The organism is Erwinia oleae, assembly GCF_000770305.1.
Taxonomy (GTDB): Bacteria; Pseudomonadota; Gammaproteobacteria; order Enterobacterales; family Enterobacteriaceae; genus Erwinia; species Erwinia oleae.
On the sequence record NZ_JNVB01000014.1, the window covers coordinates 1 to 24,869 of the forward strand.

Annotated in this window: 23 protein-coding genes; 9 read left to right on the plus strand and 14 right to left on the minus strand. The window is 56.6% G+C overall.

Features of this window, described 5'->3' with window-relative positions:
* The 5 genes from livF to GS12_RS06365 all read right to left on the minus strand — a co-directional run.
* Positions 1 to 668, minus strand: a 668-nt coding sequence (gene livF, locus GS12_RS06345; RefSeq protein WP_034945008.1) for a high-affinity branched-chain amino acid ABC transporter ATP-binding protein LivF, incomplete at its 3' end; no start/stop codon positions are given.
* Between the two features lies 1 nt (position 669).
* Positions 670 to 1,437, minus strand: a complete 768-nt coding sequence (gene livG, locus GS12_RS06350) for a high-affinity branched-chain amino acid ABC transporter ATP-binding protein LivG (protein ID WP_034917703.1) — start codon at positions 1,435 to 1,437, stop codon at positions 670 to 672.
* Positions 1,431 to 2,705: a high-affinity branched-chain amino acid ABC transporter permease LivM gene (locus GS12_RS06355; protein ID WP_034945011.1), complete on the minus strand. Its 1,275-nt coding sequence runs from the start codon at positions 2,703 to 2,705 to the stop codon at positions 1,431 to 1,433. The genes livG and GS12_RS06355 overlap by 7 nt, the downstream gene beginning before the upstream one ends.
* A complete protein-coding gene (gene livH, locus GS12_RS06360; RefSeq protein ID WP_034917708.1) occupies positions 2,702 to 3,628 on the minus strand; it encodes a high-affinity branched-chain amino acid ABC transporter permease LivH in 927 nt (308 codons plus the stop codon). The genes GS12_RS06355 and livH overlap by 4 nt, the downstream gene beginning before the upstream one ends.
* Positions 3,629 to 3,739: 111 nt before the next feature.
* Entirely contained in the window at positions 3,740 to 4,855 is a 1,116-nt protein-coding gene (locus GS12_RS06365; protein ID WP_034945014.1) for a branched-chain amino acid ABC transporter substrate-binding protein, read from the minus strand.
* 384 nt (positions 4,856 to 5,239) lie between these two features.
* Here GS12_RS06365 and panM point away from each other — a divergent pair, with 384 nt between their 5' ends.
* Positions 5,240 to 5,635 (plus strand): aspartate 1-decarboxylase autocleavage activator PanM, encoded by a 396-nt coding sequence (gene panM, locus GS12_RS06370; RefSeq protein ID WP_034945017.1) that lies wholly within the window; start codon positions 5,240 to 5,242, stop codon positions 5,633 to 5,635.
* 52 nt (positions 5,636 to 5,687) lie between these two features.
* Here panM and rpoH read toward each other — a convergent pair whose 3' ends face one another.
* The 4 genes from rpoH to ftsY all read right to left on the minus strand — a co-directional run bounded on the left by rpoH (position 5,688) and on the right by ftsY (position 9,913).
* Positions 5,688 to 6,542 carry an RNA polymerase sigma factor RpoH gene (gene rpoH, locus GS12_RS06375; protein ID WP_034917717.1) on the minus strand — a complete coding sequence of 285 codons (855 nt, stop codon included), beginning with the start codon at positions 6,540 to 6,542 and terminating at the stop codon, positions 5,688 to 5,690.
* Between the two features lie 251 nt (positions 6,543 to 6,793).
* Complete coding sequence (gene ftsX / locus GS12_RS06380) at positions 6,794 to 7,786, minus strand: permease-like cell division protein FtsX (RefSeq protein WP_034917720.1); 993 nt, start codon at positions 7,784 to 7,786, stop codon at positions 6,794 to 6,796.
* Positions 7,776 to 8,444, minus strand: coding sequence for a cell division ATP-binding protein FtsE (ftsE, locus tag GS12_RS06385; protein ID WP_034917722.1), 669 nt, complete (start codon positions 8,442 to 8,444; stop codon positions 7,776 to 7,778). The genes ftsX and ftsE overlap by 11 nt, the downstream gene beginning before the upstream one ends.
* Positions 8,441 to 9,913: a signal recognition particle-docking protein FtsY gene (gene ftsY / locus GS12_RS06390; RefSeq protein ID WP_034945020.1), complete on the minus strand. Its 1,473-nt coding sequence runs from the start codon at positions 9,911 to 9,913 to the stop codon at positions 8,441 to 8,443. Before ftsY ends, ftsE begins: the two co-directional genes overlap by 4 nt.
* A gap of 155 nt (positions 9,914 to 10,068) precedes the next feature.
* Here ftsY and rsmD point away from each other — a divergent pair, with 155 nt between their 5' ends.
* Together rsmD and GS12_RS06400 are read left to right on the plus strand one after the other, a co-directional pair.
* A complete protein-coding gene (rsmD, locus tag GS12_RS06395; protein WP_034945022.1) occupies positions 10,069 to 10,677 on the plus strand; it encodes a 16S rRNA (guanine(966)-N(2))-methyltransferase in 609 nt (202 codons plus the stop codon).
* On the plus strand, positions 10,667 to 10,936 hold the full coding sequence (locus GS12_RS06400; RefSeq protein WP_034945025.1) for a DUF1145 family protein: 270 nt from the start codon (positions 10,667 to 10,669) through the stop codon (positions 10,934 to 10,936). Before rsmD ends, GS12_RS06400 begins: the two co-directional genes overlap by 11 nt.
* A gap of 3 nt (positions 10,937 to 10,939) precedes the next feature.
* Here GS12_RS06400 and GS12_RS06405 read toward each other — a convergent pair whose 3' ends face one another.
* Positions 10,940 to 11,323, minus strand: coding sequence for a DUF2500 domain-containing protein (locus tag GS12_RS06405; RefSeq protein WP_052118367.1), 384 nt, complete (start codon positions 11,321 to 11,323; stop codon positions 10,940 to 10,942).
* Between the two features lie 146 nt (positions 11,324 to 11,469).
* Between GS12_RS06405 and GS12_RS06410 the strand changes: the two genes are divergently transcribed.
* Together GS12_RS06410 and GS12_RS06415 are read left to right on the plus strand one after the other, a co-directional pair.
* Positions 11,470 to 12,096: a lysoplasmalogenase gene (locus tag GS12_RS06410; RefSeq protein WP_034917731.1), complete on the plus strand. Its 627-nt coding sequence runs from the start codon at positions 11,470 to 11,472 to the stop codon at positions 12,094 to 12,096.
* A gap of 89 nt (positions 12,097 to 12,185) precedes the next feature.
* Positions 12,186 to 14,417, plus strand: coding sequence for a zinc/cadmium/mercury/lead-transporting ATPase (locus tag GS12_RS06415; RefSeq protein ID WP_034945028.1), 2,232 nt, complete (start codon positions 12,186 to 12,188; stop codon positions 14,415 to 14,417).
* 3 nt (positions 14,418 to 14,420) lie between these two features.
* Here GS12_RS06415 and tusA read toward each other — a convergent pair whose 3' ends face one another.
* The gene (gene tusA, locus GS12_RS06420) at positions 14,421 to 14,666 is read right to left on the minus strand and encodes a sulfurtransferase TusA (protein ID WP_034919476.1); all 246 of its coding nucleotides are present in this window, start codon (positions 14,664 to 14,666) and stop codon (positions 14,421 to 14,423) included.
* 195 nt (positions 14,667 to 14,861) lie between these two features.
* Between tusA and GS12_RS06425 the strand changes: the two genes are divergently transcribed.
* Positions 14,862 to 15,527 carry a 7-cyano-7-deazaguanine/7-aminomethyl-7-deazaguanine transporter gene (locus GS12_RS06425; RefSeq protein ID WP_034945030.1) on the plus strand — a complete coding sequence of 222 codons (666 nt, stop codon included), beginning with the start codon at positions 14,862 to 14,864 and terminating at the stop codon, positions 15,525 to 15,527.
* Between the two features lie 72 nt (positions 15,528 to 15,599).
* The gene (locus GS12_RS06430; RefSeq protein WP_034917739.1) at positions 15,600 to 16,157 is read left to right on the plus strand and encodes a DcrB family lipoprotein; all 558 of its coding nucleotides are present in this window, start codon (positions 15,600 to 15,602) and stop codon (positions 16,155 to 16,157) included.
* Positions 16,158 to 16,193: 36 nt separating this feature from the next.
* Here GS12_RS06430 and fdhF read toward each other — a convergent pair whose 3' ends face one another.
* The 3 genes from fdhF to GS12_RS06445 are packed head-to-tail and all read right to left on the minus strand — an operon-like array spanning position 16,194 to position 20,799.
* Positions 16,194 to 18,344: a formate dehydrogenase subunit alpha gene (fdhF, locus tag GS12_RS06435; protein ID WP_034945033.1), complete on the minus strand. Its 2,151-nt coding sequence runs from the start codon at positions 18,342 to 18,344 to the stop codon at positions 16,194 to 16,196.
* A 14-nt stretch (positions 18,345 to 18,358) separates the two neighbouring features.
* Positions 18,359 to 18,874: a 4Fe-4S dicluster domain-containing protein gene (locus GS12_RS06440; protein ID WP_034945035.1), complete on the minus strand. Its 516-nt coding sequence runs from the start codon at positions 18,872 to 18,874 to the stop codon at positions 18,359 to 18,361.
* Positions 18,871 to 20,799: an FAD-dependent oxidoreductase gene (locus tag GS12_RS06445; protein WP_034945038.1), complete on the minus strand. Its 1,929-nt coding sequence runs from the start codon at positions 20,797 to 20,799 to the stop codon at positions 18,871 to 18,873. Before GS12_RS06445 ends, GS12_RS06440 begins: the two co-directional genes overlap by 4 nt.
* Before the next feature lie 358 nt (positions 20,800 to 21,157).
* Between GS12_RS06445 and GS12_RS06450 the strand changes: the two genes are divergently transcribed.
* Both GS12_RS06450 and GS12_RS06455 read left to right on the plus strand, forming a co-directional pair.
* Positions 21,158 to 24,379 (plus strand): molybdopterin cofactor-binding domain-containing protein, encoded by a 3,222-nt coding sequence (locus GS12_RS06450; protein WP_034945041.1) that lies wholly within the window; start codon positions 21,158 to 21,160, stop codon positions 24,377 to 24,379.
* Between the two features lie 9 nt (positions 24,380 to 24,388).
* On the plus strand, positions 24,389 to 24,850 hold the full coding sequence (locus tag GS12_RS06455; protein ID WP_034945044.1) for a (2Fe-2S)-binding protein: 462 nt from the start codon (positions 24,389 to 24,391) through the stop codon (positions 24,848 to 24,850).
* The last annotated feature ends 19 nt before the right edge of the window (positions 24,851 to 24,869 follow it).

Below are 24,869 nucleotides of genomic sequence, written 5' to 3' on the forward strand. Positions count from 1 at the left end.
AGCGCATCGCCGGTATCCTCCAGCACCACGTGGCCGTTTTCCAGCACGTAGCCGCGATCCGCCAGTTTTAACGCCTGGTTGGCGTTCTGCTCGACGAGGAAAATCGTCATGCCTTCCTGGCGCAGTTGCTCGATGGTGTCGAAGATCTGCTGAATGATGATCGGCGCCAGGCCAAGCGACGGCTCGTCCAGCAGCAACAGACGCGGCTGGCTCATCAGCGCACGACCAATCGCCAGCATCTGCTGCTCCCCGCCGGACATGGTGCCGGCCCGCTGCACGCGCCGCTCGTAAAGCCGCGGAAACAGTTCGTAAACGCGTTTAATAAGAATTTGATACCGATCGCGACTGGCGAAAAACCCGCCCATCGCCAGGTTTTCCTCCACCGTCATGCGCGAGAACACCCGGCGGCCTTCCGGCACGATAGCTATCGCCTCCCGCATAATGCGCGCGGTCTGCCAGTCGGTGATGGTTTTGCCATCAAAGGTAATCGTGCCCTGCGTGGCGCGAGGTTCACCGCACAGCGTGCCCAGAATAGTGGTTTTTCCCGCGCCGTTCGCGCCGATCAGCGTGACAATTTCGCCCTGATTAATGTGCAGGCTGACGTTGTGCAACGCCTGAATTTTCCCGTAGTGGGCGCTTACTTTATCAAGAGAGAGCATTGAACTCATTTTATGCTTCTCCCAGGTAGGCGCGGATCACGTCCGGGTTATGACGAATGTCGTCCGGCGTGCCGTTTGCCAACGGCGTGCCCTGATTCACCACGTAAATGCGGTCGGAAATACCCATTACCAGTTTCATATCATGTTCAATCAGCAGTACCGAGACGCGATGTTCGGCTCTGAGTTCGGCGATAAGCTCATCCAGCTCGTGCGTCTCTTTAGGGTTCAGTCCTGCGGCCGGTTCATCCAGCATCAGAATGTCCGGGCGCGTTACCATGCAGCGGGCGATCTCCAGACGACGCTGCTGGCCGTAAGCCAGGTTACCTGCCTGGCGATTAGCCAGCTCAAGCAGCCCCACGCGATCAAGCCAGGTCGCCGCGCGATCCAGCGCGTCGCTCTCCGCTTTGCGGAAGCCCGGCGTTTTCAGCAGCCCGGCAAACACGCCGCTTTTCAGATGCTGATGCTGCGCCACTAACAGGTTTTCGATCACCGTCATTTCGCGGAACAGGCGTACGTGCTGGAAGGTGCGAACCACGCCCATCCGGGCGATTTTCTGGCCGGAAAGCCCGGCAAGCTCGCGGTCGCCCAGCCGAATACTGCCGCCGGTCGGACGATAAAAACCGGTCAGGCAGTTGAACACCGTGGTTTTACCCGCGCCGTTCGGCCCAATCAGCGACACGATCTCCTGCGGGCGCAGCTCCAGCTCAACGTTATTGACCGCCAGCAGGCCGCCAAAGCGCATCATCAGGCCATTTACGGCTAACACCGGCTTCATGATGGCTCTCCTTTTTCCACGCGCGTCAGCTTCAGGTGCGGACGCTTCATCGGCAGCAGCCCCTGCGGCCGCCAGATCATCATCAGCACCATCAGGCCGCCCAATACCAGCATGCTGTATTCGTTCAGGTCGCGCATCAGCTCGCGTGAAACCACCAGCAGAATGGCGGCCAGGATCACCGCAAACTGCGAACCCATTCCGCCCAGCACCACGATAGCCAGCACAAAAGCGGACTCGACAAACGTAAAGGATTCCGGACTGACGAAGCCCTGACGCGCGGCAAACAGGCTGCCGGCAAAACCCGCAAAGGCTGCGCTGATGGTAAAGGCGGTGAGCTTAATGCGCGTCGGGCTGAGGCCCAGCGAACGACAGGCGATCTCATCTTCACGCAGCGCTTCCCAGGCGCGGCCCAGCGGCATCCGTAGCAGACGGTTAATCACAAACAGCGTCAGCACCACCAGCAGTAGCGCCACCATGTAAAGGAAGATAACGCGATCGCTGGGATCGTACTTCAGGCCAAAGAAATTGTGGAAGGTATCCCAGCCGCCGTCGCGCACGCTGCGGTTAAACTCCAGGCCAAAAAACGACGGTTTAGGGATCTGACTGATGCCGTTAGGACCGCCGGTGATTTCCGTATTATTGAGCAGCAGGATACGCACGATCTCGCCAAAGCCCAGCGTCACAATCGCCAGATAATCGCCGCGCAGACGAAGCACCGGGAAACCGAGCAGCAGGCCAAACATCGCTGCTACCAGCCCGGCCAGCGGCAGACACTCCCAAAAGCCCAGGCCGTAGTAGTGGTTCAGCAGGGCAAATGTATAGGCGCCGATGGCATAAAAGCCGCCATAGCCGAGTACCAGCAGGCCGGAAAGCCCCACCACCACGTTCAGCCCCAGGCCGAGAATGACGTAGATCATCGTCAGCGTGGCGATGTCCACGGTGCCACGCGATACCATGAACGGCCAGGCGACGGCGGCCACCAACAGCAGCAGCATAAAGAGCTTTTGCTTCGGCGTGGAACCATCAATACCCGGCAGCACCAGCGCGGGGCCGGAAACTTTTTTCAATCCTTGTTGAAACAGCGGCTTCAGCAGTTGAAAGAAAAAGACCACAACGCAGCCTGCGGCAATCCACTGCCAGCGCACGCTGTCGGCGCTGTGCACCACCAGATGCGTTCCCTCAAGCCCAAGGCGCATTCCCATAAAGAACGCGGCCAGCACCAGCAGCATCAGCGACGAAGTGATAGCGTTGATAAGGTTAAGATGTTTCATACCTTCTCAACCTCCGGGCGCCCCAAAATGCCGGTCGGCATCACCAGCAGCACGACGATCAGCAGCGCAAACGAGACCACGTCTTTATATTCCGTGCTCAGGTAGGCGGACGTGAGCGCCTCGGCAATGCCGAGGATCAGGCCACCCAGCATGGCCCCCGGAATGCTGCCAATGCCGCCCAGAACCGCTGCGGTAAAGGCTTTCATCCCGGCCATAAAGCCGATGTAGGGATTAATCACGCCGTAGAACTGGCCGAGCAGCACGCCCGCCACCGCCGCCATGGCGGCGCCGATCACAAAGGTCAGGGAAATAACGCGATCGGTGTTGATGCCCAGCAGGCTGGCCATTTTCAGATCTTCCGCGCAGGCGCGGCAGGCGCGGCCCATGCGGGAATAGCGAATAAACAGCGTCAGCGCCAGCATCGCAATAAAGGTCACCACCCAGATCACAATCTGCATGCTGGAAATCGTTGCGGCAAAGCCGTTGCTTTCGCCCAGCGTCCACTGACCGGCAATCAGGCCCGGCAGCGCCAGGTCGCGTGAACCCTGCGTCAGACTCACGTAGTTTTGCAAAAAAATGGACATGCCGATGGCGGAAATCAGCGCAATAAGACGCTTGGATGAACGGACGGGACGGTACGCGACGCGCTCAATACTCCAGCCGTATGCGCTGGCAATCACCAGCGCGGCGATGAACCCGGCGCCAATCAGCATCCAGCCGGCATCGATACCCATCATCATCAGCGCGGCAATAACGATAAATGAAACGTAGCTACCGATCATGTAGACCTCGCCGTGGGCGAAGTTAATCATGCCGATAATGCCGTAAACCATGGTGTAGCCAATGGCGATCAGCGCATAGGTGCTCCCCAGCGTGACGCCGTTGAACATTTGCTGTAAAAAATAGAGGAACTGCTCGGACATACCTAATACCTTACTTCTTTCCGCTGGCGCGAAGAGAACGTCTGGCGCTGTTTTGCCAGACGTTGATGTTATCGGCGAGGAGTTAAATCGCCTTTATTATGCAGCTCCGGATCACTTCACGGTGGTGGAGGAACCGTCAGCATGCCATTTGAAAATACCAAACTCGAAGCCTTTCAGATCGCCCTTCTGGTCCCAGGTCAGGTCGCCCATTACCGTAGGAACCGCCGCGCCTTCTTTCAGGTTTTTCGCGATATCTTCCGGCTCGGCGCTTTTACTACGCTCCATACCGGCAACCAGCGATTGCAGCGCTGCGTAAGTTGTCCAGACGAACGGGCCGGTCGGATCCTGTTTCTTCGCTTTTAATGCATCCACAATGGTTTTGTTCGCAGGCACCTGATCGTAACGCTTCGGCAGGGTGACCAGCATGCCTTCTGACGCCGCACCGGCAATATTAGAGAGCGAAGAGTTGCCGACGCCTTCCGGGCCCATAAACTGGGTTTTCAGACCGGCCGCGCGTGACTGACGCAGGATCTGCCCCATTTCCGGGTAGTAACCGCCAAAATAGACGAAATCGACGTTTTCTTTCTTCAGGCGCGCCACCAGCGTGGAGAAATCTTTATCGCCTGCGGTAATCCCTTCAAACATCACCACGTTGCCGTTAGATTTTTTCAGACTGTCACGCACCGAGCGCGCCAGGCCTTCGCCATATTGTTGTTTGTCATGAATAACGGCGATGCGCTGCGGTTTGATTTCACTGAGAATGTATTTCGCTGCGGTTGGCCCCTGGTCGGAGTCCAGACCGGTGGTGCGCATAATGGTTTTATAACCGCGTGTGGTTAAATCAGCGTTGGTTGCGGCCGGGGTGACCATCAGCACGCCTTCATCTTCATAAATATCGGAAGCAGGCTGAGTGGATGAGGAGCAGAGATGGCCGATTACGTAGCGGATGCCATCGTTAATCACTTTGTTGGCAACCGCCACGGCCTGCTTGGGATCGCAGGCGTCGTCATATTCCACGCCGACCAGCTTGTCGCCGTTGACGCCGCCTTTTGCATTAATATCGGCGATGGCCTGCTTCGCACCGGTAAATTCCATGTCGCCGTACTGAGCAACCGGGCCAGACATCGCGCCCACAATCGCAATTTTGATCTCTTTCGCTACCGCCGCGTGACTCATCGCCAGAGCAATACAGCCTGCCAGCAGTGCGCGACCTTGAGTGATTTTCATCCAACCTACCCCATCTGTTGTGTTTGCTATTTTTATACCTGTGAATCCGCGTAAAAGCTTGAGGAATAACAAGTTAGCGCGTTTCACAGTAGTCTTTATTAATAAGGCTTTACATTTCAGGTTATTAAACAGGAATTTTCTTCTGTAAATCAACTTACATATTGCGAAATCTTCGCAGGACACAGGATAAACTACTGGAAGAAATGGTTGAAGTTTTCGCCAAATACCAGCGAATTGCGCTGCCCTGAAAAGGGTAGTTGAATAAATCGACTGCTGTATGATGCAGCAGCAAACAGATTGATTTGTTTTCACCCAGGAAAAGTTACGCGCGACGATGCGCGCCTTTTCGCTACAATATGCCTTTTCAGGCTTCCGGTACTGCACATGAAATTAACGGTTATCAGGCTGCATCAATTTTCTGCTCAGGATCGCCTCGATCTGGCAAAAATCTGGCCAGGGGCAAATCTGGACGACGCTGAAAAAAGCCTTAATGAACAGCATCAGCTTTATGCCGCGAAATTTAACGATCGGCTGCTGGCGGCGGTGCGGGTCACTGTAGAAGGCACATCAGGCGAGCTGGAGGGGTTGATGGTACGGGAGGTGACGCGTCGTCGTGGGGTTGGCAGCTATCTGCTCTCAGAGACGCTGGCGCAAAATCCGGCCGTGACGCAGTGGTGGATTGCCGATGTTGATAACGTCGACCGGGAAATCGTGGCGGCGTTTATGCAAAACGGCGGATTTATTGCCGGGACGGGCGGCTGGTCCTGTCTGCGGCGCTGACAGCAAAAAGGGCAGCTCAAGCGCTGCCCTTCAGTGACTACCGCAACCTGCGTTACGCTTCTATTGCCACGCGCAGTTTTTTCATCGCGTTCTTTTCAAGCTGACGCACACGCTCTGCGGAAACGCCATATTTATCGGCCAGTTCCTGCAAGGTGATCTTGTTGTCGTCGTCCAGCCAGCGCGCACGGATGATATCCTGACTGCGCTCGTCCAGACCCTGCATTGCGTCGCTGAGTTTATCGGCAGCGTGCGCATCCCAGTTATCCTCTTCTATGCCGTCGGCAAAGTCAGAAGATTTGTCCTGAAGATAGAGCATCGGCGCCATTGAGCGACCTTCGCCTTCGTCGTCCGGCGTCGGATCGAAGGTCATGTCCTGCGCCGCCATCCGCGACTCCATCTCCAGCACGTCTTTACTGGAAACGCCCAGCTCGCGGGCCACCATTTCGACTTCGTCCTGGTTGAACCAGCCCAGACGCTGCTTGGCTTTACGCAGGTTAAAGAACAGCTTGCGCTGTGCTTTCGTCGTGGCTACCTTCACGATGCGCCAGTTACGCAGCACGTACTCGTGGATCTCCGCTTTGATCCAGTGCACGGCGAAGGAAACCAGACGCACGCCGACTTCGGGATTAAAACGACGCACTGCTTTCATCAGGCCGATGTTACCTTCCTGAATCAGATCGGCCTGCGGCAGGCCGTAGCCTGAATAGTTACGAGCAACGTGAACAACAAAGCGCAGGTGAGACAGGATCAGCGTCTTGGCTGCATCCAGATCGCCCTGGTAATGCAGCCGTTCAGCCAGCGCTTTTTCCTCTTCTGCCGTCAGCATAGGCCAGACGTTGGCTGCCCGAATATAGGAATCCAGGTTGCCTAAAGGAGCAATAGCTAAAGTTTGCATTTCTTTGGTCATTCAAGCCCTCTCAGTATTTATCATTATTGCCGCGCATTTCCCTGCACAATCCCCAAGAATACGTGAGCAGCAGCAGAAAATGGAAGCAATCTGTGCTACTTCGACCGCAAAGTTATCCACAAGTTCATATTGCCCGGTGTATAAACTAAACACGGCTCAGGGCGGGGAAAGTATAGCAGATAAGCTCGTTTCCCCTGCCGTCGATACCCGGACGGCAAGAGAATATTATACTAAAAAAACATGTAAAGAGGTTACTGCGGCGTAAAGCGACGTAAATGTTGTACCGTTGCCAGCCAGGCGGCGATCCAGCCGATCATCGCCGAAGTCAGCAACAATAGCAGGCATTCATCCCACGCCAGACCATGCAGGCTGAAGGTCGTACCAAACACCGCCGCAACCTGCGTCACGACCGATTCGAGACGCAGCACCAGCGCTTCTGAAAGCACCAGCGACAACAGCGCGCCAGCGAAACCCAGCAGCGCGCCGCCATACAGGAAGGGCCGCAGGATAAAGCCGTCGGTGGCGCCGATCAGCTTCTGCACGTTAATGGTATCGCGACGGGCAAAGATGCTGAGCCGCACGCTGTTGCCGATCACCAGAAAAACCGCCACCACCATCAGTACGCCGATTATGGTCGCCACCTGACCCACCAGGCCCGTGAGCGCCGCCAGCCGCGCGAACCAGCTGTCATCCATCTTCACTTCATCAATGCCCTGAACTTTTGCCACGCGATCGCGCAGGTTGTTCATGGTGTCAGAGTTCTGGAAATTCAGCTTTGGCGTGATAATAGCCACGGCGGGCAGTGGATTCTGCTCAAGCATATCCATTGCGCCACCGAATCCTGACCAGTTACGGAACTCGCCCATCGCTTCTTCACGCGACAGATAGTTCACCTTATCCACGCCGTCTTCTTTCTTGAGCTGCGCCACCACGCTTTCCGCCGCATCATCATCAAGCGTTTTACTGAAGTAAACGGTAAGCTGTGGCGCCGGATACCACTGCTCGGCCGCCTGGTTGACGTTTTTCCAGACCATATAGCATACGCTCGGCAGGGTCAGTGAAATGGCAATAACCATTACCGTCAGCAACGTTGCCAGCGGCTGTCGCCACATATCCGAAAGCGTTCCGCGCAGCGCGTAGCGCCATTGCTCCTGCCAGCCGCCCTTGAGGGCCTTGCTTTTAGAAGGCTGCTTCTGCCTTGCCGGTTTCGGGGCGGCAGCGCGTTTATTACGTTTATTGACCACCGAAGCCTCCGTGCAAACGCCCCTGATTCAGCGTCATCAGGCGATAGTTGCGGCGGGCAATCAGCCCGCTGTCGTGCGTCGCCATCAGCACAGTGACGCCAACGCGGTTAAACTCTTCAAACAGACGCAAAATATCTTCCGACAGCGCATCGTCAAGGTTACCGGTCGGTTCATCGGCCAGCAGAACGGCGGGTTTATTCACCACCGCGCGCGCAATGCCCACGCGCTGTTGCTCGCCGCCTGAAAGCTGGACAGGATAGCTTTTTGCTTTATCCAGCAGCCCGACCTTATCCAGCGCGGCAGAGACGCGACGGCGAATATCTTCTCCGCTCGCCCCGCTGATGATCAGTGGGATCGCCACATTGTCATAAACCGGGCGATCCATCAGCAGATGGTGATCCTGGAAGATCATACCGATTTGCCGACGCAAAAACGGCACTTCGCTGTTTTTCAGTCGGCTGATGTCATGCCCGCTGAACCAAATCTGTCCTGCGCTGGGGCGTTCAATGCCACAGATTAGCTTTAGCAAGGTGCTTTTCCCTGCCCCGGAATGCCCGGTCAGAAACGCCATCTCGCCCGGTTGCAGATGAAAATCCACGCCCTGAAGCGCCTGCCGACCGCCGAGATAAGCCTTACTGACCTCTTCAAAGCGAATCATTCAAATGAGTCCTCTCGGGCAAAAAGTGCCTCAATAAAATCGTGTGCCTTAAACGTGCGCAAATCTTCAATCCCTTCACCCACGCCAATGTAGCGGATCGGAATGCTGAACTGGTCGGCAACCGAGAAGATCACCCCGCCTTTTGCGGTGCCGTCGAGCTTGGTCAGCGTGATGCCGGTCAGGCCCACCGCTTCGTGGAACAGCTTAGTCTGGCTGATAGCGTTTTGCCCCGTGCTGGCATCAATAGTCAGCATCACTTCGTGAGGCGCCTGCTCATCAAGTTTCTTCATTACGCGGGTAATTTTTTTCAGCTCTTCCATCAGATGCGCCTTGTTCTGCAAACGTCCGGCGGTATCCGCAATCAGCACGTCCACATGGCGCGCCTTAGCGGCCTGGATGGCATCAAAAATCACCGAAGCGGAGTCTGCGCCAGTGTGCTGGGCAATAACCGGAATATTGTTGCGCTGCCCCCAGACCTGAAGCTGTTCGACGGCGGCGGCGCGGAAGGTATCGCCTGCCGCCAACATCACCGATTTTCCTTCGGCCTGATACTGGCGCGCCAGTTTGCCGATGGTGGTGGTTTTACCCACGCCGTTGACGCCGACCATTAAAATCACAAACGGCGTTTTTCCACCCACGTCCAGCGGTTGGTCAACCTTCGCCAGAATTTCTGACATCTCCTGCTTAAGCAGGCCGTAAAGCGCTTCCGCATCACGCAGCTGCTTGCGATTCGCCTGCGTGGTAAGATTAGTGATGATTCGACGCGTGGTTTCAACGCCGACGTCGGCAATCAGCAACTGCTCTTCCAGCTCTTCAAACAGATCGTCATCGATTTTCTTGCCGCGAAACAATCCGACAAATCCTGAACCGAGATTCTGACGCGTTTTGACCAGGCTGCGCTTCAGGCGGGCAAAGAAACCTTCTTTCGTCGGACGCTCTTGTTCGACCTGCTCGACAATATCCAGCGCTGCCGCCAGCGAATGCGCTTTATCAATCAGTTCGGCGTCTTCCGGCGCGGAAACGATGGGCGCTTCTTCTGGCAGGATCTCTTCTTTCGGCGCTGGCGTCGTTACCGGCAGTTCCTCCGGCAGGATCTCTTCTTTAAGCGCTGGCGTCGTTACCGGCAGTTCCTCCGGCAGGATCTCTTCTTTCGGCGCTGATGCTGTTACCGGCAGTTCCTCCGGCAGGATCTCTTCTTTCGGCGCAGGTGTTGTTACCGGCAGCGTCTCCTCTTCAGGCGCAGAGAGAGGTCCGGTGGCGATGGAAGGGGCTTCTTCGGCCTGCTCGCGGGCGACGGTTTCCGTCAGTTCAACCCACTCTTCCGCCTGCTGTTCCACCGCAGCTTCCGGCGTCTCTGCAACGGCGGCGGGCTGTTCTTCCGGCTTCTCTGTCGTCTCTTCGGGCGCGTCCTTCTCGTCGCGTCCTAATCCCAGCCAGGAAAAAAAGCCACGTTTTTTATTCTTTGCCATGGTACAACCACTCTCCTCGCGGGGGAAAATCTGTCAGGTCTCTGAAAATCATCTCTTTAGTCTAACACTTTCCTGCCAGCGCGACACAGCGCCCGTGTTTCCCCGGCCCGCCAAGCCGGTTAAACTGTGCAACAAATTATGAAGAGCTGAGCAGTATGAATAAAAAAAACCGCAGCGGCGCAGCCGGTCAGATCCGCATTATTGGCGGCCAGTGGCGCGGCAGAAAACTGCCGGTGCCCGACAGCGCCGGGCTTCGTCCCACCACCGACCGCATTCGTGAAACGCTGTTTAACTGGCTGGCGCCGGTGATACAGGGCGCGCGCTGTCTGGACTGCTTCGCCGGCAGCGGCGCGCTGGCGCTGGAGGCGCTTTCACGTCATGCCGCTTCCGCCACGCTGCTGGAGCTGGAGCGCCCGGTTGCGCAGCAGCTTGAAAAAAATCTCGCCACGCTGGGCGCGCAAACGGGAAACGTGATTAACGCCAACGCACTGAAGTGGCTGGAGCAGAATGGCGAACCGTACGACGTGGTGTTTATCGATCCGCCGTTTCGCAAAGGCCTGCTTGAGCAAACGCTGACGCTGCTGGAAACCAAAGGCTGGCTGGCGGAAGATGCGCTGATCTACGTTGAAAGCGAAGTGGAGAACGGTTTACCGCCGCTGCCGCAAAACTGGCAGCCGCATCGCGAAAAAGTCGCCGGTCAGGTCGCCTGCCGCCTCTTTATTCGTCGCGCCGATGAAAACCAGGGAGAAAACCATGCTGATTAATCTGGGAAGGTTGTTAATGCTCTGCGTATGGGCATTTTTACTGTTCAACTTTGTTCACCCGTTTCCAAAACCGCTGAAGTATTTTATCGATGTCGCGCTTCTTTTTATGGTGATTATGCACGGCCTGCAACTGGTGCTGATGCGCGCCACTCAGCCTAAAACGGCGCCAAAGCTGAGCGGCATAACGCAGGCCAAAATCTTCTTTTTCGGCGTCTTCGAACTGCTCGCCTGGCAGAAAAAAAACCTGCCAAAGCAGTAGTGCTCACCGCGCGGGCGACGCGCTCTGCGCGGCTGACGTGCGGGCGGAGAACGACACGAAACGCGTGCCTTTCACTCTGAGTTCGCCCCGCTCGCCTTTATCAATCTGATGGTAGTCACGCGCTTCAAGCACCAGTTTGAAGTCGCCCGCGCCGTTAAGCGGATGAAACCACGCTTCATAGCGCATCTCCTCAACCGGGATCGCTTCGCGCTGCCGCGAACGTCGGTTCGACACCGGCACTTCGCGTTTTGCCTTTACTTCAACCGGCAACGATTTGACGGGCGACGCATCATTTACCGCGACTTCACGCCGCTGCTTAATAAATTGTCTTGTCGCCAGCACGGCGATAACGGCCAGTACGATAAAAAAAATCAGAGGCGGCTTCACGTTTTCTCTCTCCTCCTGGTCACTGCTGGATTGAACATCGGCTGGCAAGGATACAACCAGAGCCCTCTCATTGTCACATTGTGCTGCTCTGTCCTAGACTCATTTCAGAATTTTTGGAGTTTTGCCTCTCAACAAAGGGACACATTATGATTTGGTCTTTTCTGGCAGTCTGTTTTTCCGGCTGGCTGTATGTCGATGCATCTTATCGCGGGCCACAGTGGCAGCGCTGGGTTTTCAAACCGGTTACCCTTCTTTTACTGTTGGCGCTCGCCTGGCAGGCGCCGGTGCTCAATACCACGGACTATCTGATCCTCTTCGGGCTGTTAGCCACGCTGGTCGGCGACGCGCTGACGCTGCTGCCCAACAAGCGCACGCTCTATGCCATTGGCGCTTTCTTTCTGTCGCATCTGCTCTATACGATCTGTTTCGCCAGTCATATGACGCTGACCTTTTTCTGGCCAATCCCCCTGGTGGTGTTGCTGATTGGCGTGGCGCTGATCGCCACAATCTGGAGCCGTCTGGCAGATTTGCGCTGGCCCGTCTGCACGTTTATCGGTATGACGCTGCTGATGGTCTGGCTGGCAACGGAGCAGTACTTCTTCCGTCCGACCGATTATACGTTCTCAATCATGGTGGGTTCATCATTATTGCTGTTGGCGAATATTATCTGGTATATCACGCATTATCGCCGCCGCTTCTCTGCTGATAGCGCCATTATCGCTGCCTGTTACTTTGCCGGACACTTCATGATTGTGCGCTCACTCTATCTCTGACCGCATTGCGTCTTGACTCTGGAGTCAGCTCCAGAGTGTAAGATGCGTGACGATGAGAACTTTTCTCATCGTCCGCATCAGGAGACGTCATGCATCAGCCCACTTCTCGCCGCGATCGTAACGGCGGCCTGCAACCCGCGCCGGTCATCGGCAAAATCTCCGCCATTGTCGCCCCTGCGCCCGACTGCTGCACGCAGGGCGCCTGCTGCGCCAGTGAGACACCGCGCCCGGCGCCCGACACAGGCGATAGCTACAGCTGGCAAATTACCGGTATGGACTGCCCCGCCTGCGCCCGAAAAATCGAAAACGCGGTAGCGCGACTCGCGGCGGTGAATGATGTTCGCGTCCTGTTTGCCACGCAAAAACTGGCCGTCAGCGCCAGTGAGGACGTGCGCAGTGAGGTTGAGGAGGCGGTCGGTCGCGCAGGATTTTCGCTCCACCGCAACGATACGCCGCGAACAGAGGCCAAAACACCCGGTTTCTGGCAGGAAAACGGTTTGCTTATTCTTCTGGCCGTGCTGATGACGGCCAGCTGGCTGATTGAGCAGGTTGACGCGCAGGCGGGATACATAGCTTTCATTGTTACCACGCTGGTCGGCGTCTTTCCGGTGGCACGCAACGCGTTGCGCCTGATGAGAAGTGGCGCGCCCTTTTCTATCGAAACGCTGATGAGCGTGGCAGCGGTGGGTGCGCTGTTTATCGGCGCCACGGCAGAGGCGGCTATGGTACTGCTGCTGTTTATGCTTGGCGAACGTCTGGAAGCATTTGCGGCCGGGCGCGCGCGTCGCGGCATCACTGCTCTGATGGCCCTCCAGCCGGAAAATGCCGTCCGCATTCGTCATGAAACGCGAGAGGTTGTTTCGCCGGCTGCGCTTCGCCCCGGCGATATTATTGAGGTTGCGCCCGGCTCCCGACTGCCAACCGATGCGAAGCTGCTTTCCCCTTTTGCCAGCTTCGACGAAAGCGCACTGACCGGCGAGTCGGTGCCGGTTGATCGCCGACAGGGAGAACGGCTCACCGCAGGGAGCCTGAGCATCGATCGTCAGGTCAGGCTGGAAGTCACCTCGCAGCCGGGCGAGAGCGCTATCGATCGTATTCTTCATCTGATTGAGGAAGCGGAGACGCGTCGGGCGCCCATTGAGCGTTTTCTCGATCGCTTCAGTCGTATCTATACGCCGATGATTATGGCGCTCTCATTGCTGGCGGCGGTGATACCGCCGCTGCTGTTTGCCGCGGCCTGGCAGCCGTGGATCTATAAAGGCCTGACGCTGTTGCTGATTGGCTGCCCGTGCGCGCTGGTCATCTCCACGCCGGCGGCCATTACCTCAGCGCTGGCGGCGGCAACCCGTCGCGGTGCGCTGATTAAAGGCGGGGCGGCGCTGGAGAGCCTGAACGGTATTGGCACGGTGGCATTTGATAAAACCGGCACGCTGACGGCCGGGAAGCCGCAGGTGATGGCGGTGGTGGCGCTGGCAAACATAAGCGAAACAGAAATCCTGGCAAACGCTGCCGCCATTGAAACCGGTTCGACGCACCCGCTGGCGCAGGCCATTGTTGCCAGAGCGCAGGCGTCAGAACTGAAGGTTCCCGCCGCCTCCGATCTACACGCCCTTCCGGGCAGCGGCATTGAGGGGTTTGTGAGTGGTTACAAACTATCTCTGATTGCGCCTTCGCGGCTTGAAGCAAATTTATTGCAGGCAGAAGCGTTGGAAAGAGTTATCGCGCTTGAGTCGACGGGACAAACGGTAGTAGTGCTGTTAAAAGAGGGCAACCCAACCGGCCTGATTGGCCTGCGCGATAATTTGCGCGAGGACGCGCGAGCCGCGCTTGCGGAACTGAAAGCCATGAATATCGATTGCATTATGCTCACCGGCGATAACGCCCGCGCGGCGGCGGTGATTGCCGGTGAACTGGGTATCGCGCATCGTGCCGGGCTGCTGCCTGCTGAAAAAGTGGCGGCCATTGCCGAACTGAACCAGAAAACACCGGTTGCGATGGTGGGCGACGGCATCAACGACGCGCCCGCCATGAAGGCAGCCACCATCGGCATTGCAATGGGCAGCGGCAGCGACGTCGCGCTGGAGACGGCCGACGCGGCGCTGACGCACAACCGACTGGGCGGGCTTGCCGCGATGATCCGCCTGTCGCGCGCCACCCATGTCAACATCCGTCAAAACGTGGCGATTGCACTGGGGCTGAAGGCCGTGTTTCTGCTCACCACGTTATTGGGAATAACCGGCCTGTGGCTGGCGGTACTGGCGGACTCAGGCGCCACCGCGTTAGTGACCGCTAACGCACTTCGCCTGCTGCGGCAGAAATAAGTCTTAAAGCCCTTTCTTCAATAAATAGCGGTAGGGCATTTCATCGGTATTTTGCGCCACCAGCGTATGCTCCATAAAGCGGCAGAAGCCGGGTATGTCGCGCGTGGTGGCGGGATCGTCAGCAATGATCAACAGCGTTTCGCCCTCTGCCATGTGACGCACGGTTTTGCGCACCATCATCACCGGCTCCGGGCAGCGCAGGCCCAGGGCATCAAGGGTTTTGTCAGGATTGGCGAACAGATTGTTCATGGCGCTCTCAGACGGATTACAGTTGTCCGCTATTTTACCCGCCGCAGCGTCCTTCGCAACCTCGCACCATGCGAAAACGTTTGCGCATAAATTAACCGTTGCATTGGCAGACTGATGGAGTAACATGCCGCGCACTCGCACCGCGAGACATGATTAATTGGGTTCCCTCACCCCACTGTTCAAAAAGGCACATTGATGATTTCGTTCTCTTCTCGTCAGCGTAGACACGCGCTGATCTGGCTGTCGTTATTCCACGTGCTGGTGATCACCTCCAGTAACTATCTGGTGCAGCTGCCCATTTCCATCTTTGGTTTCCATACCACCTGGGGCGCCTTCAGCTTTCCGTTTATTTTCCTGGCAACCGATCTGACCGTGCGCATTTTCGGCGCGCCGCTGGCCCGCCGCATCATTCTGGCCGTGATGGTCCCCGCGTTGTTTATCTCCTACGCCGTTTCAGCGCTGTTTTACCAGGGAGAATGGCAGGGGTTCCCTGCGCTACAGGCGTTCAATCTCTTCGTGGCGCGTATCGCCTGCGCCAGCTTTATGGCCTACGCGCTGGGGCAGATCCTCGATGTGCACGTCTTTAACCGTCTGCGTCAGCGGCCGCAGTGGTGGCTGGCGCCTGCTACCGCCATGTTTTTAGGGAACATCAGCGATACGCTGGCCTTCTTTTTTATCGCGTTTTACAAGAGCACCGATGCCTTTATGGCGCAGCACTGGGTGGAAATCGCGCTGGTGGATTACAGCTTCAAGCTCCTTATTTGCCTGGTCTTCTTCCTGCCTGCCTATGGCGTGCTGCTGAATGCGATGCTGAAGCGCTTAGCGGAAAAATCTACTGGCGCACAGGCGAGCTTCGGCTAGTCTGATAGTCGGTTGCTTTTGCTGAGCAATTATTATCTTATGAGTGGCTGAACTAACGTAAAAGGAAGAATAATGCGTAATCTAGTGAAGTACGCCGGTATCGGCTTACTGGTGGTCGGACTGGCCGCCTGCGACGGCAACGATGACAAAGCCGCAGCCGATGACAATGGCGTGAGCAGCAGCCAGAGCAGCCAAAACGTGACATTACTGGACGGCAAGCTGAGCTTTACTCTGCCTGCGGGCATGTCCGATCAGAGCGGAAAAATGGGCACGCAGTCTAATAACATGCACGTTTACGCCGATGCCACCGGGCAAAAAGCTCTTATCGTGATTGAAGGCGATGCGACAAACGAGAGCCTGGACGTGCTCGCTAAACGTCTGGAGCAGCAACAGCGCAATCGCGATCCGCAGCTTCAGCTGGTTTCCAACAAATCAATTGATTTGAAGGGCCAGCCCGCGCAGCAGCTGGATTCTGTTATTTCAGCCAAAAACCAGTCTTCCTGGTCAAGCGTGGTGCTGGCGAAAAGCGAAGGCAAACTGCTGACGCTGCAAATCACCCTGCCAGCGGATAACCAGCAGCAGTCGCAAACCGATGCGGAAAGCATCATCAAAACGATTACGCTGAAGTAATCCTGACGCCCCGATTCGGGGCGTTTTGTTATGGCTTTACGCCAGCGGCGCGGCCGTCTCCGCCAGTCTTTTTTTCAATTGCGTGTAGCGTTCATTGACGTAATTCTCCGCCCAGTTCGCGTCGTCGATTTTTTCAATTTTCACCGCACAATACTTAAATTCCGGCGTTTTCGAGACGGGATCGACGACATCCACCGTCAGTTCGTTACAGGCGCCAATCCACCATTGATAGGTCATATAGACCGCGCCGCGATTGGTGCGCTCGCTGACCGCGGCCCGGCTGATAACCTTGCCCCTGCGCGAAGAAACCCACACCAGTTCGCCATCGTTAATGCCGAGTTGAGCGGCGTCCTGCGTATTCATCTGCACCCTGCCCGGCTCGTCGGCCTGAGCGCTCAGCGCATGGCAGTTGCCAGTCATGGAGCGGCAACTGTAGTGGCCAACCTCGCGAACGGTACATAACACCAGCGGCCATTCGGCACTGATGTTCTCCTGCGGCGGTCGCCAGTCGCAGGCGAAGAGCAGACCTTTGCCGGAGGGACGAGAGAAAACATTGTTCTCGTAAAGCCAGGGCGTGCCGGGATGCTGCTCGTCGCCACAGGGCCACTGCACATAGCCTAAATCTGCCATTTTTTCCCAGGTGACGCCGGCAAAGAGCGGACAAAGCGCACGCAGTTCATTCCAGATCTCTTCATTATTTTTATATTGCATCGGATAGCCCATCGCCCGCGCCATTCGACTGATAATTTCCCAGTCGGGCAGCACGTTGCCCTGCGGCGCCACCGCTTTATAAAAGCGCTGAAAGCCGCGATCCGCGCTGGTATAAACGCCTTCATGCTCGCCCCAACTGGTGGCGGGCAGCAGCACGTCGGCCACTTCCGCCGTTTTGGTCATGAAAATATCCTGCACGATAATCAGCTCCAGCTTTTCCATCGCCCGGCGCATCAGGGCGAGGTCAGGTTCGGTTTGCAGGGGATCTTCGCCCATTATCCAGTAGGCGCGTAGTTTTCCCTCCAGCGCCAGATGAGGAACATCGGTAATGGCGTGGCCTGGCTTATCGCTGAGCGTGCTGACGCCCCACGCGGCCGCAAACTTATCGCGCGTCTTCTTATCCGTAACGGATTGATAACCAGGAAACAAATTTGGCAAAGCGCCCATGTCGCAGGCACCCTGCACATTATTTTGCCCTCTGACTGGCCCGACGCCTACGCCCGGACGACCAAAGTTTCCGGTTGCCAACGCCAGCCCGGACAGCCCTTTTACCACGTCCACACCTTGTCCCCATTGGGTAACGCCCATGCCCCATAATATGGTGGCATTTTTCGCTGTAGCGTAAATGCGCATGGCCTGACGGATGAGATCCGGAGCCAGACCGGTAATGTCACTGACTGATTCGGGCGTATAGCGATTCACCACCTCCAGCCACTCTTCAACACCCTCCACATATTTATCAATGTAGCTGCGGTTCCATAGCTTCTCCGTGACCAGCACATTGGCGAATGCGTTGACCAGTGCCATGTTGCTGCCGTTTTTCAGCGGTAGCCAGAGATCGGCCAACCTCGCGCTTTCGATGTAGCGCGGATCGCAGACGATGATTTTGGCGCCCCGATCCCGCGCGCGTAAAATGCGCCGGGCAATGACAGGATGCGAGTCCGCCGCGTTATAGCCAAAAATCAGCAGGCAATCGCTTTTTTCAATATCTTCAATGGAATTGCTCATTGCGCCGTTGCCCAGCGTCATTTGCAGGCCAGCGACCGAGGGCGCGTGGCAGACGCGTGCGCAGCAGTCGACGTTATTACTGCCCAGCACCGCGCGAACAAATTTTTGCATTACGTAGTTGGTTTCATTGCCGGGTCCGCGCGAGGAGCCGGTGGCCATAATACTTTCCGGGCCGTGGCGTTCGCGGATCTTTTTCAATCGCGAGCTGACAAAAGCGATCGCTTCATCCCAACTGACGGCTTCAAACGGCCCACCGCGTTTGCGGCGAATGGCGGGCTGCTTCAGGCGCGGCGTGAGCCGACGTGTGTCGTTGAGAAATTCCCAGCCGAAATAGCCTTTAAGACACAGCTCACCCTGATTGGTCACGCCCTGCGCACCTGTGGCGCCGACGATTTTTCCTTCCCTGATCTGTAAGGCGATTTTGCAGCCGCAGCCGCAATAGGGACAGACGGTAATAACGTTTTCCATTACTGAGTTCTCCTTTATAACGAGCTAACACCGGCCATTTTCTGCGCGACTTGCTGCTGCCGTTTTCGCTGTTGCGCATCCAGAGCGGCTGGCGTGACCAGCGCCAGCGCCTCGGTAGGACAAACGCGAACGCAGGCAGGGCCGTCGTCGCTGGCGGCGCAGAGGTCGCATTTTGCAATCAAACGCTCCTCCCTTTTTTCGGCGTCGGCAACGCGTCTGACAATCTCAATGGCACCGAACGGGCAGGCGACCATGCAGCTTTTGCAATCGATGCAGCGCGCGTCCAGCGCCTCAATGCCGTTTTCGCCCTGCCGCAGCGCATCAACCGGGCAGGCGGCGATACAGGGCGCACGTTCACATTGACGACACATCACGGGCGCGCTGATTACCCCTTCCCGGATGACCCGGAGGCGCGGGAAATAGTCCGCGTCGCTCACCGCAATTGTCCCGGCGTGGATGACCGCACAGGCGACTTCACAGGTGTGGCAGCCAATGCAGCGTTCTGCGGTGGCAACAATGAAGTTATTCATGCTCCCTGCTCCTGAATACTGTTGTTAAACATCATGATCATCTCCCTGGCGGCACGGCGTCCTTCCGCCATGGCGGTGACTACCAGATCGGCGCCGTGCACCGCATCCCCGGCGGCAAAAACTTTCGGATTTGCCGTCTGCGTTGGCGTACGCCCTGCACCGCCGGTTTTTATCAGCCCCCAGCGATCAAAATCAACGCCGTGTCCGCTCAGCCACGGCATAGCATGGGGTTGAAAACCAAATGCCATGATCAGCGCGTCCGCTTTAAGCACGAACTCCGAACCGGCCAGCGGTTCAGGGCGACGTCTGCCATCGCTGCCGGGCTGGCCGGGCGCGGTACGTACCAGGCCGATACCGCTTAATACGCCTTCAACATCCAGTTCGATATACTGCGGCAACACGTTAAACATAAATTCCACGCCCTCTTCACGGGCGTTAGTCACCTCTTTTTTCGAGCCCGGCATGCTTTTTTCATCACGTCGATAGGCGCAAATCACCTCGCTTGCCTGCTGTCGCACCGCGGTGCGCAGGCAGTCCATGGCGGTATCGCCGCCGCCCAACACGACGACGCGTTTACCAGTTAGCGAAATGTAGGGCGCCTCAGGGTCGTCCCCGATCCCCATCACCCGACGCGTATTGGCGATCAGATAAGGCAAGGCCTGTAGCACGCCGGGCGCCTCTTCATGCTCAAGGCCAGCTCGCATCAGTCCGTAGGTGCCAACGCCAAGGAAGACGGCGTCGTATTCTTTCAATAGTTCGCTAAAAGCGATGTCGCGCCCCACCTCGCAGTTAAGATGAAACCGGATACCCATCTCGCTGAAAATGTCGCGTCGATTAATCATCAGCTGTTTTTCCAGCTTAAAAGAGGGGATGCCAAAGGTAAGCAGCCCGCCGATCTCCGGGTAACGATCGAACACCTCTACGCTCACGCCCTGACGCACCAGGATGTCGGCACAGCCAAGGCCCGCCGGACCGGCACCGATGACGGCAACCTTTTCAGAGCGCGGTTTAACCTCGCTGAGATCCGGCCGCCAGCCTTGTGCCAGCGCGGCGTCGGTGATGTAGCGCTCAATATTACCGATGGTGACCGCGCCACCCTCCCCGTTCAGGGTACAGGCGCCTTCGCATAGCCGATCCTGTGGACAAACCCGCCCGCATATTTCAGGCAGGCTGCTGGTTTGATGAGAGAGACGGGCGGCGTCGATAAGACGTGCTTCGCCAGCGAGACGAACGAAATCAGGAATGCCGTTATGCAGCGGGCAAGTCCAGCCGCACCAGGCTTTCTGTGCGCAGTAAAGGCAGCGCGCGGCTTCATAACGTGCCTGTTCAGGAGCAAGCACCGGGTAAATTTCTTTGAAATTCGTTTTACGCAAGTCGGCGGCTACTTTTTGCGCGCCGATACGCGCTGGCTTCGTAAGCACTGCCGGGCGGCGCGGGGGCAGTGTCTTTTTCGGTTTCGCGCTGGCGCGCTGACGACCAAGCCGCAGGCGCGTCAGCGCGCTATCGTCCATCACCTGCAATGCCTGAGTCGGGCAACTCGCCACACAGGCGGGCTGCCCGCTGGCGCTGTGACGGCAAAGATCGCATTTAATCACCGTCGTCGCCTCAGCGGAGGGTTCAATCGCGCCAAACGGACAGGCGAGCAGGCAGTTTTTGCAGCCGATACATCTTTCTTCCCTGATTTGTATGCTGTCGTCGGTAAATACCAGCGCATCGGTCGGACAACTTTTTACGCAGGGCGCATCATTACACTGACGACAGGTTGAAGGTATCAGGGCCTCATTCTGCACGATCAGATGAATGCGCGGCCGGAAATCCGAGCGCTTTTCCGGCCAGCGCTCCTGATGATGAGAAAGTGCACACGCCACCTCGCAAACATGGCAGCCAATGCACGCCTCTGAGTCAGCAATAATAAAGTGGTTCATTGTTATCCCTTTCTTTCGCACGACATTGCCAGTCGTTCGCTATGCAAAAAGGAGGACAATCCTGCGCGGATCGCCATAAATAAGCGGGTTCTGTGAGTAAACTCGCAGAAGCGGCCCATTACTGGCGGCAAGCCACTGATGTGATGCGACATTGAAACGCATTTTTCTCACTTTGAGAAAGTTACCGCTCAAATTGAAAAACTATCCGGAGACAGGAGAGAAAAAAAGGATGTCTGCCCGGCGAAAACGCCTGCCAGACGTACCCTGCGCGCTATTCTGCCGCTCTGGCACAGCCTTTGCTAATCCTGAAGTAAGGACAGGCATTCGCCTGAAATTTACCTGAAGGGAGCATGGCGCTATGAAAACACTTTTGGCGGGCACAGAAGTATCTCGCGTTGACGGGCTGGCAAAGGTGAAAGGCTCTGCAATCTACGGCGACGATCTCGTCTTCAAAAACATGCTTTACGGCGTCTGCCGCTATGCGGATATCGCTGCGGGCGAGATCGAAACGCTGGACATCGCCGATGCAGAGAAAGTACCCGGCGTGGTACGTATTGCGACCTGGAAAGATATTCCCGGTCAGAAGCACATCGGCGTAGTCACCGCCGACTACCCGCCAATCATTGACCGGGAGATCGCGTTTCGCGGCGACGTTATTGCCGTGATCGCCGCCGAAACCTATGGGGCTGCCTGCCAGGCGGCGGAAACTATTCGCGTCACCTATCGCCCCTGGACGCCCATAACCTCTGTGAAAGAGGCGATGAGTCCCGGTGCGCGGTTGATCCATAGCAACCGCGCAGACAACATCATTAACCACCATCACACCGTCAAGGGCGATATCGAAGCGGGTTTTGCCGCCTCCAGCCATATATTTGAACGTGAGTATGAGGTCGGTTTCCAGGAGCATGGCTATATTGAGCCGGAGTCGATTACCGCCTGTATCGATGACGATCAACAGATCCTCACCCTTTATGGCTCCATTCAAAATGCGCACCGTCTGCGCGGTATGGTGGCGAAATATCTCGATCTGCCGCAGTCAAAAGTGAATGTAAAGCGTTCAATACTCGGCGGCTCCTTCGGCGGCAAGGATGATATTATCGATCACCTTGCCTGCCGTGCTGCGCTGCTTGCTCAGTTGACCGGTCGCCCAATAAAAATGTCCTACAATCGCGAACAGTCGATGCGCGAAAGCTATAAGCGCCACCCTTATCTGATGCGTTACAAAATTGGCCTGGACGATCACGGCCATATTCAGGCAATAAAAATTAATGTCATAGCGGATGGCGGCAGCTACGCCGGTCAGACGGTATTCGTCACCTGGCGCAGTTCGGTGCAGGCTGCTGGTCCTTACAATATTCCCAACGTGCGCATTGACGTTACCGGCGTCTATACCAATAACAATTACACCTCGGCCTACCGTGGCTTTGGCGCGCCGCAGGTAATTTTCGCTAATGAGTCACTGATGGACGAGGTGGCGGAGAAACTGGGCATGTCGCCCGTAGAGCTAAGGCTGCGCAATATTCTGCATCAGGACGATATCAGCATGGCGGGGCAGCGCCTGAGCGAGCATCGCGTTTCCGCGCAGGAGGTGCTCGAAAAAGCGCTCGCTAAAAGCGACTTTGTTGAGAAAAGAAAACGCTACCGCGAGCTTAATCGTCAGGCCGGCCCGGTTAAATATGGCATCGGCCTGGCCGTCAGTCATCGCGGCTGCTCTCTGGGCGCTGAGGGGCTGGATGCCTCCTCTGCCCTGATGCAGGTTAATGCCGATGGCAGTATTAACATCTCCACCTCCGTCTCTGAAAACGGACAGGGGCTGCAAACCACCATGTCGATCATTGCCGCCGAGGCTTTTGGCCTCGGTCTCGATCGCATCACCTTCAGCGAGCCGGCAACGGCCATGATCGCCGATGGCGGTTCAACGGTGGCCTCGCGCGGTACGTTAATGGGCGGCCAGGCAGTCCTCAGCGCGGCGAATAAAATCAAGCAGCGCATGGCGGACGCGATTATGGAAACGCTTGCAACGGAGAGCCCGGGCGATCTGGTGTGGGAAAATGGCAAAGTGTTTAACCGTCACTCCCCATGGAAACGGCTCGGCTTCCAGCAGGTTGTCGATCTCACCAAAGCCACCGGCGCCAACCTTTCAGCCTATGGCTGGCACGTCGCGCCCGATATTCACTGGGATGAAGAAAAAGGCTGCGGCAGCCCTTACTTTACCTGGGTCTACGCCTGTCAGATCGCTGATATCGCGGTGGATACTCGTACCGGAAAAATCACTATCAATAAGGTTACGGCGGTGCATGACGTCGGCAAAGTGATTAATAAGGTGGGCTTTGAGGGCCAGGTTTATGGCGGAATTGTTCAGGGGCTGGTCGGCTACGGTATGCTGGAGGAGTTCAATATCGAACAGGGTGAGGTGAAATCAGAAAATTTCGACACCTATCTGCTGCCCACCATCAAAGATGTGCCGGAAATTGACATCGTCGCGGTAGAAAACCACGACAAAGCGGGGCCGTTCGGTGCCAAGGTGATCGGTGAGCCGGTACTGGAGCTGGGCGGCGCGGCGCTGAACAACGCGGTCAGTTTTGCCCTGAACCGCAGAAACTACACTCTCCCGCTGACGCTTGAGCAGGTTCGTCTTGGCTATGCGCTGAAAAAACCGGTACGACAGAGTGAGCTGCTGGCGGAATCAGCGGATAAAAAACAGGTGCTGCGCCTTAATACGCTTACGCTGCTGCGCCCTGAGAATGTGGATGATGCGCTACGCATGCTGGCGGAAGCGGACGCGCAGCCCGTGGCGGGCGGCACCGACGTGCTGGTGCAGGCGCGCATGAAAAACGCGCCCGTGCCGCTGGTTGATATCTCCGGGTTGCACATGCTCAAACGTATTGAGCTGCGCGATGAGGAACTGACGATTGGCGCTGGCGTCTGCTTCAGCGATTTGACGGCGCATCCGCTGGTGATTGAACGCTATCCGCTGCTGGTGCAGGCGTGCAAAACAATCGGTTCACTTCAGTTGCGAAATCGCGCCACCCTTGGCGGCAATATTGTTAATGCGGCGCCCTGCGCGGATTCAGTGCCGCCGCTCATTATCTATGATGCGGAAGTAGAACTGCAAAGCCTGCGGGGAACGCGGCGCCTTCCGCTCGCCGGATTTATGACTTCTGCCTATAAAACCTGCATGAAGAAGGGCGAACTGCTTAGCGCAGTGATCCTGCCGCCGTTTAAAAACGATGGGCCTGGGATGCAACAGCGCTATCTGCAATTAGGCCGTCGCAATGCGCTTAACATCACCCGCCAGAGCTTTACCGGTCAGTTCCTGATTAACCCTAACGGTATTTTGATCTGGTGTCGCCTGGTGGATGGCGCATTAATGAATAAGCCGCAACGGCTGATTACGGTTGAAAAAGCGCTGACGGGCAGGAAGCTTGACGACGTCTTGATCAGCGCGGGCATAACCGAGCTGGAAATGCTGCTTGAGAAGACAATCGGCAACCGCTGGTCGGCGGCTTATAAAATTCCGGTGGCGAAAGACATGCTGCACCAGATGTTGGACGACGTAAAAAACAGCCAGGGCAGATAAGGAAAGGTCATGAATAGTATCAAACTTACAGTAAACGGCATTCGGGTGGAAAAAGAGGTAGACGATAATCGTCGGCTGCTGGATTTTTTACGGGAAGACCTCCGTTTGACCGGTACCAAAGAAGGATGTTCAGTGGGCGAATGCGGTGCCTGCACCGTGATTGTTGATGGAAAATCCGTCTGTGCCTGCCTGTTGCTGGCGGCGCAGTGTGACGGCGCCGAGATCACCACCATAGAAGCGCTGGCGTTCAGCAAACAGGGCAGAAAGCTTCAGCATGCTTTTATTCGTCACGGCGGTGTTCAGTGCGGCTTCTGTACGCCGGGTGTGCTGATGAGCACCAAAGCGCTGCTCGACAGCAATCCGCATCCCGATGACGCAGCGATCTACGAGGCGCTGGAAGGCAACCTCTGCCGTTGTACCGGTTATCACCCCATCATTAAATCCATTAAAGCGGTGTTAAAAACGCCCTGACAAACCGGACGTAAAAAGG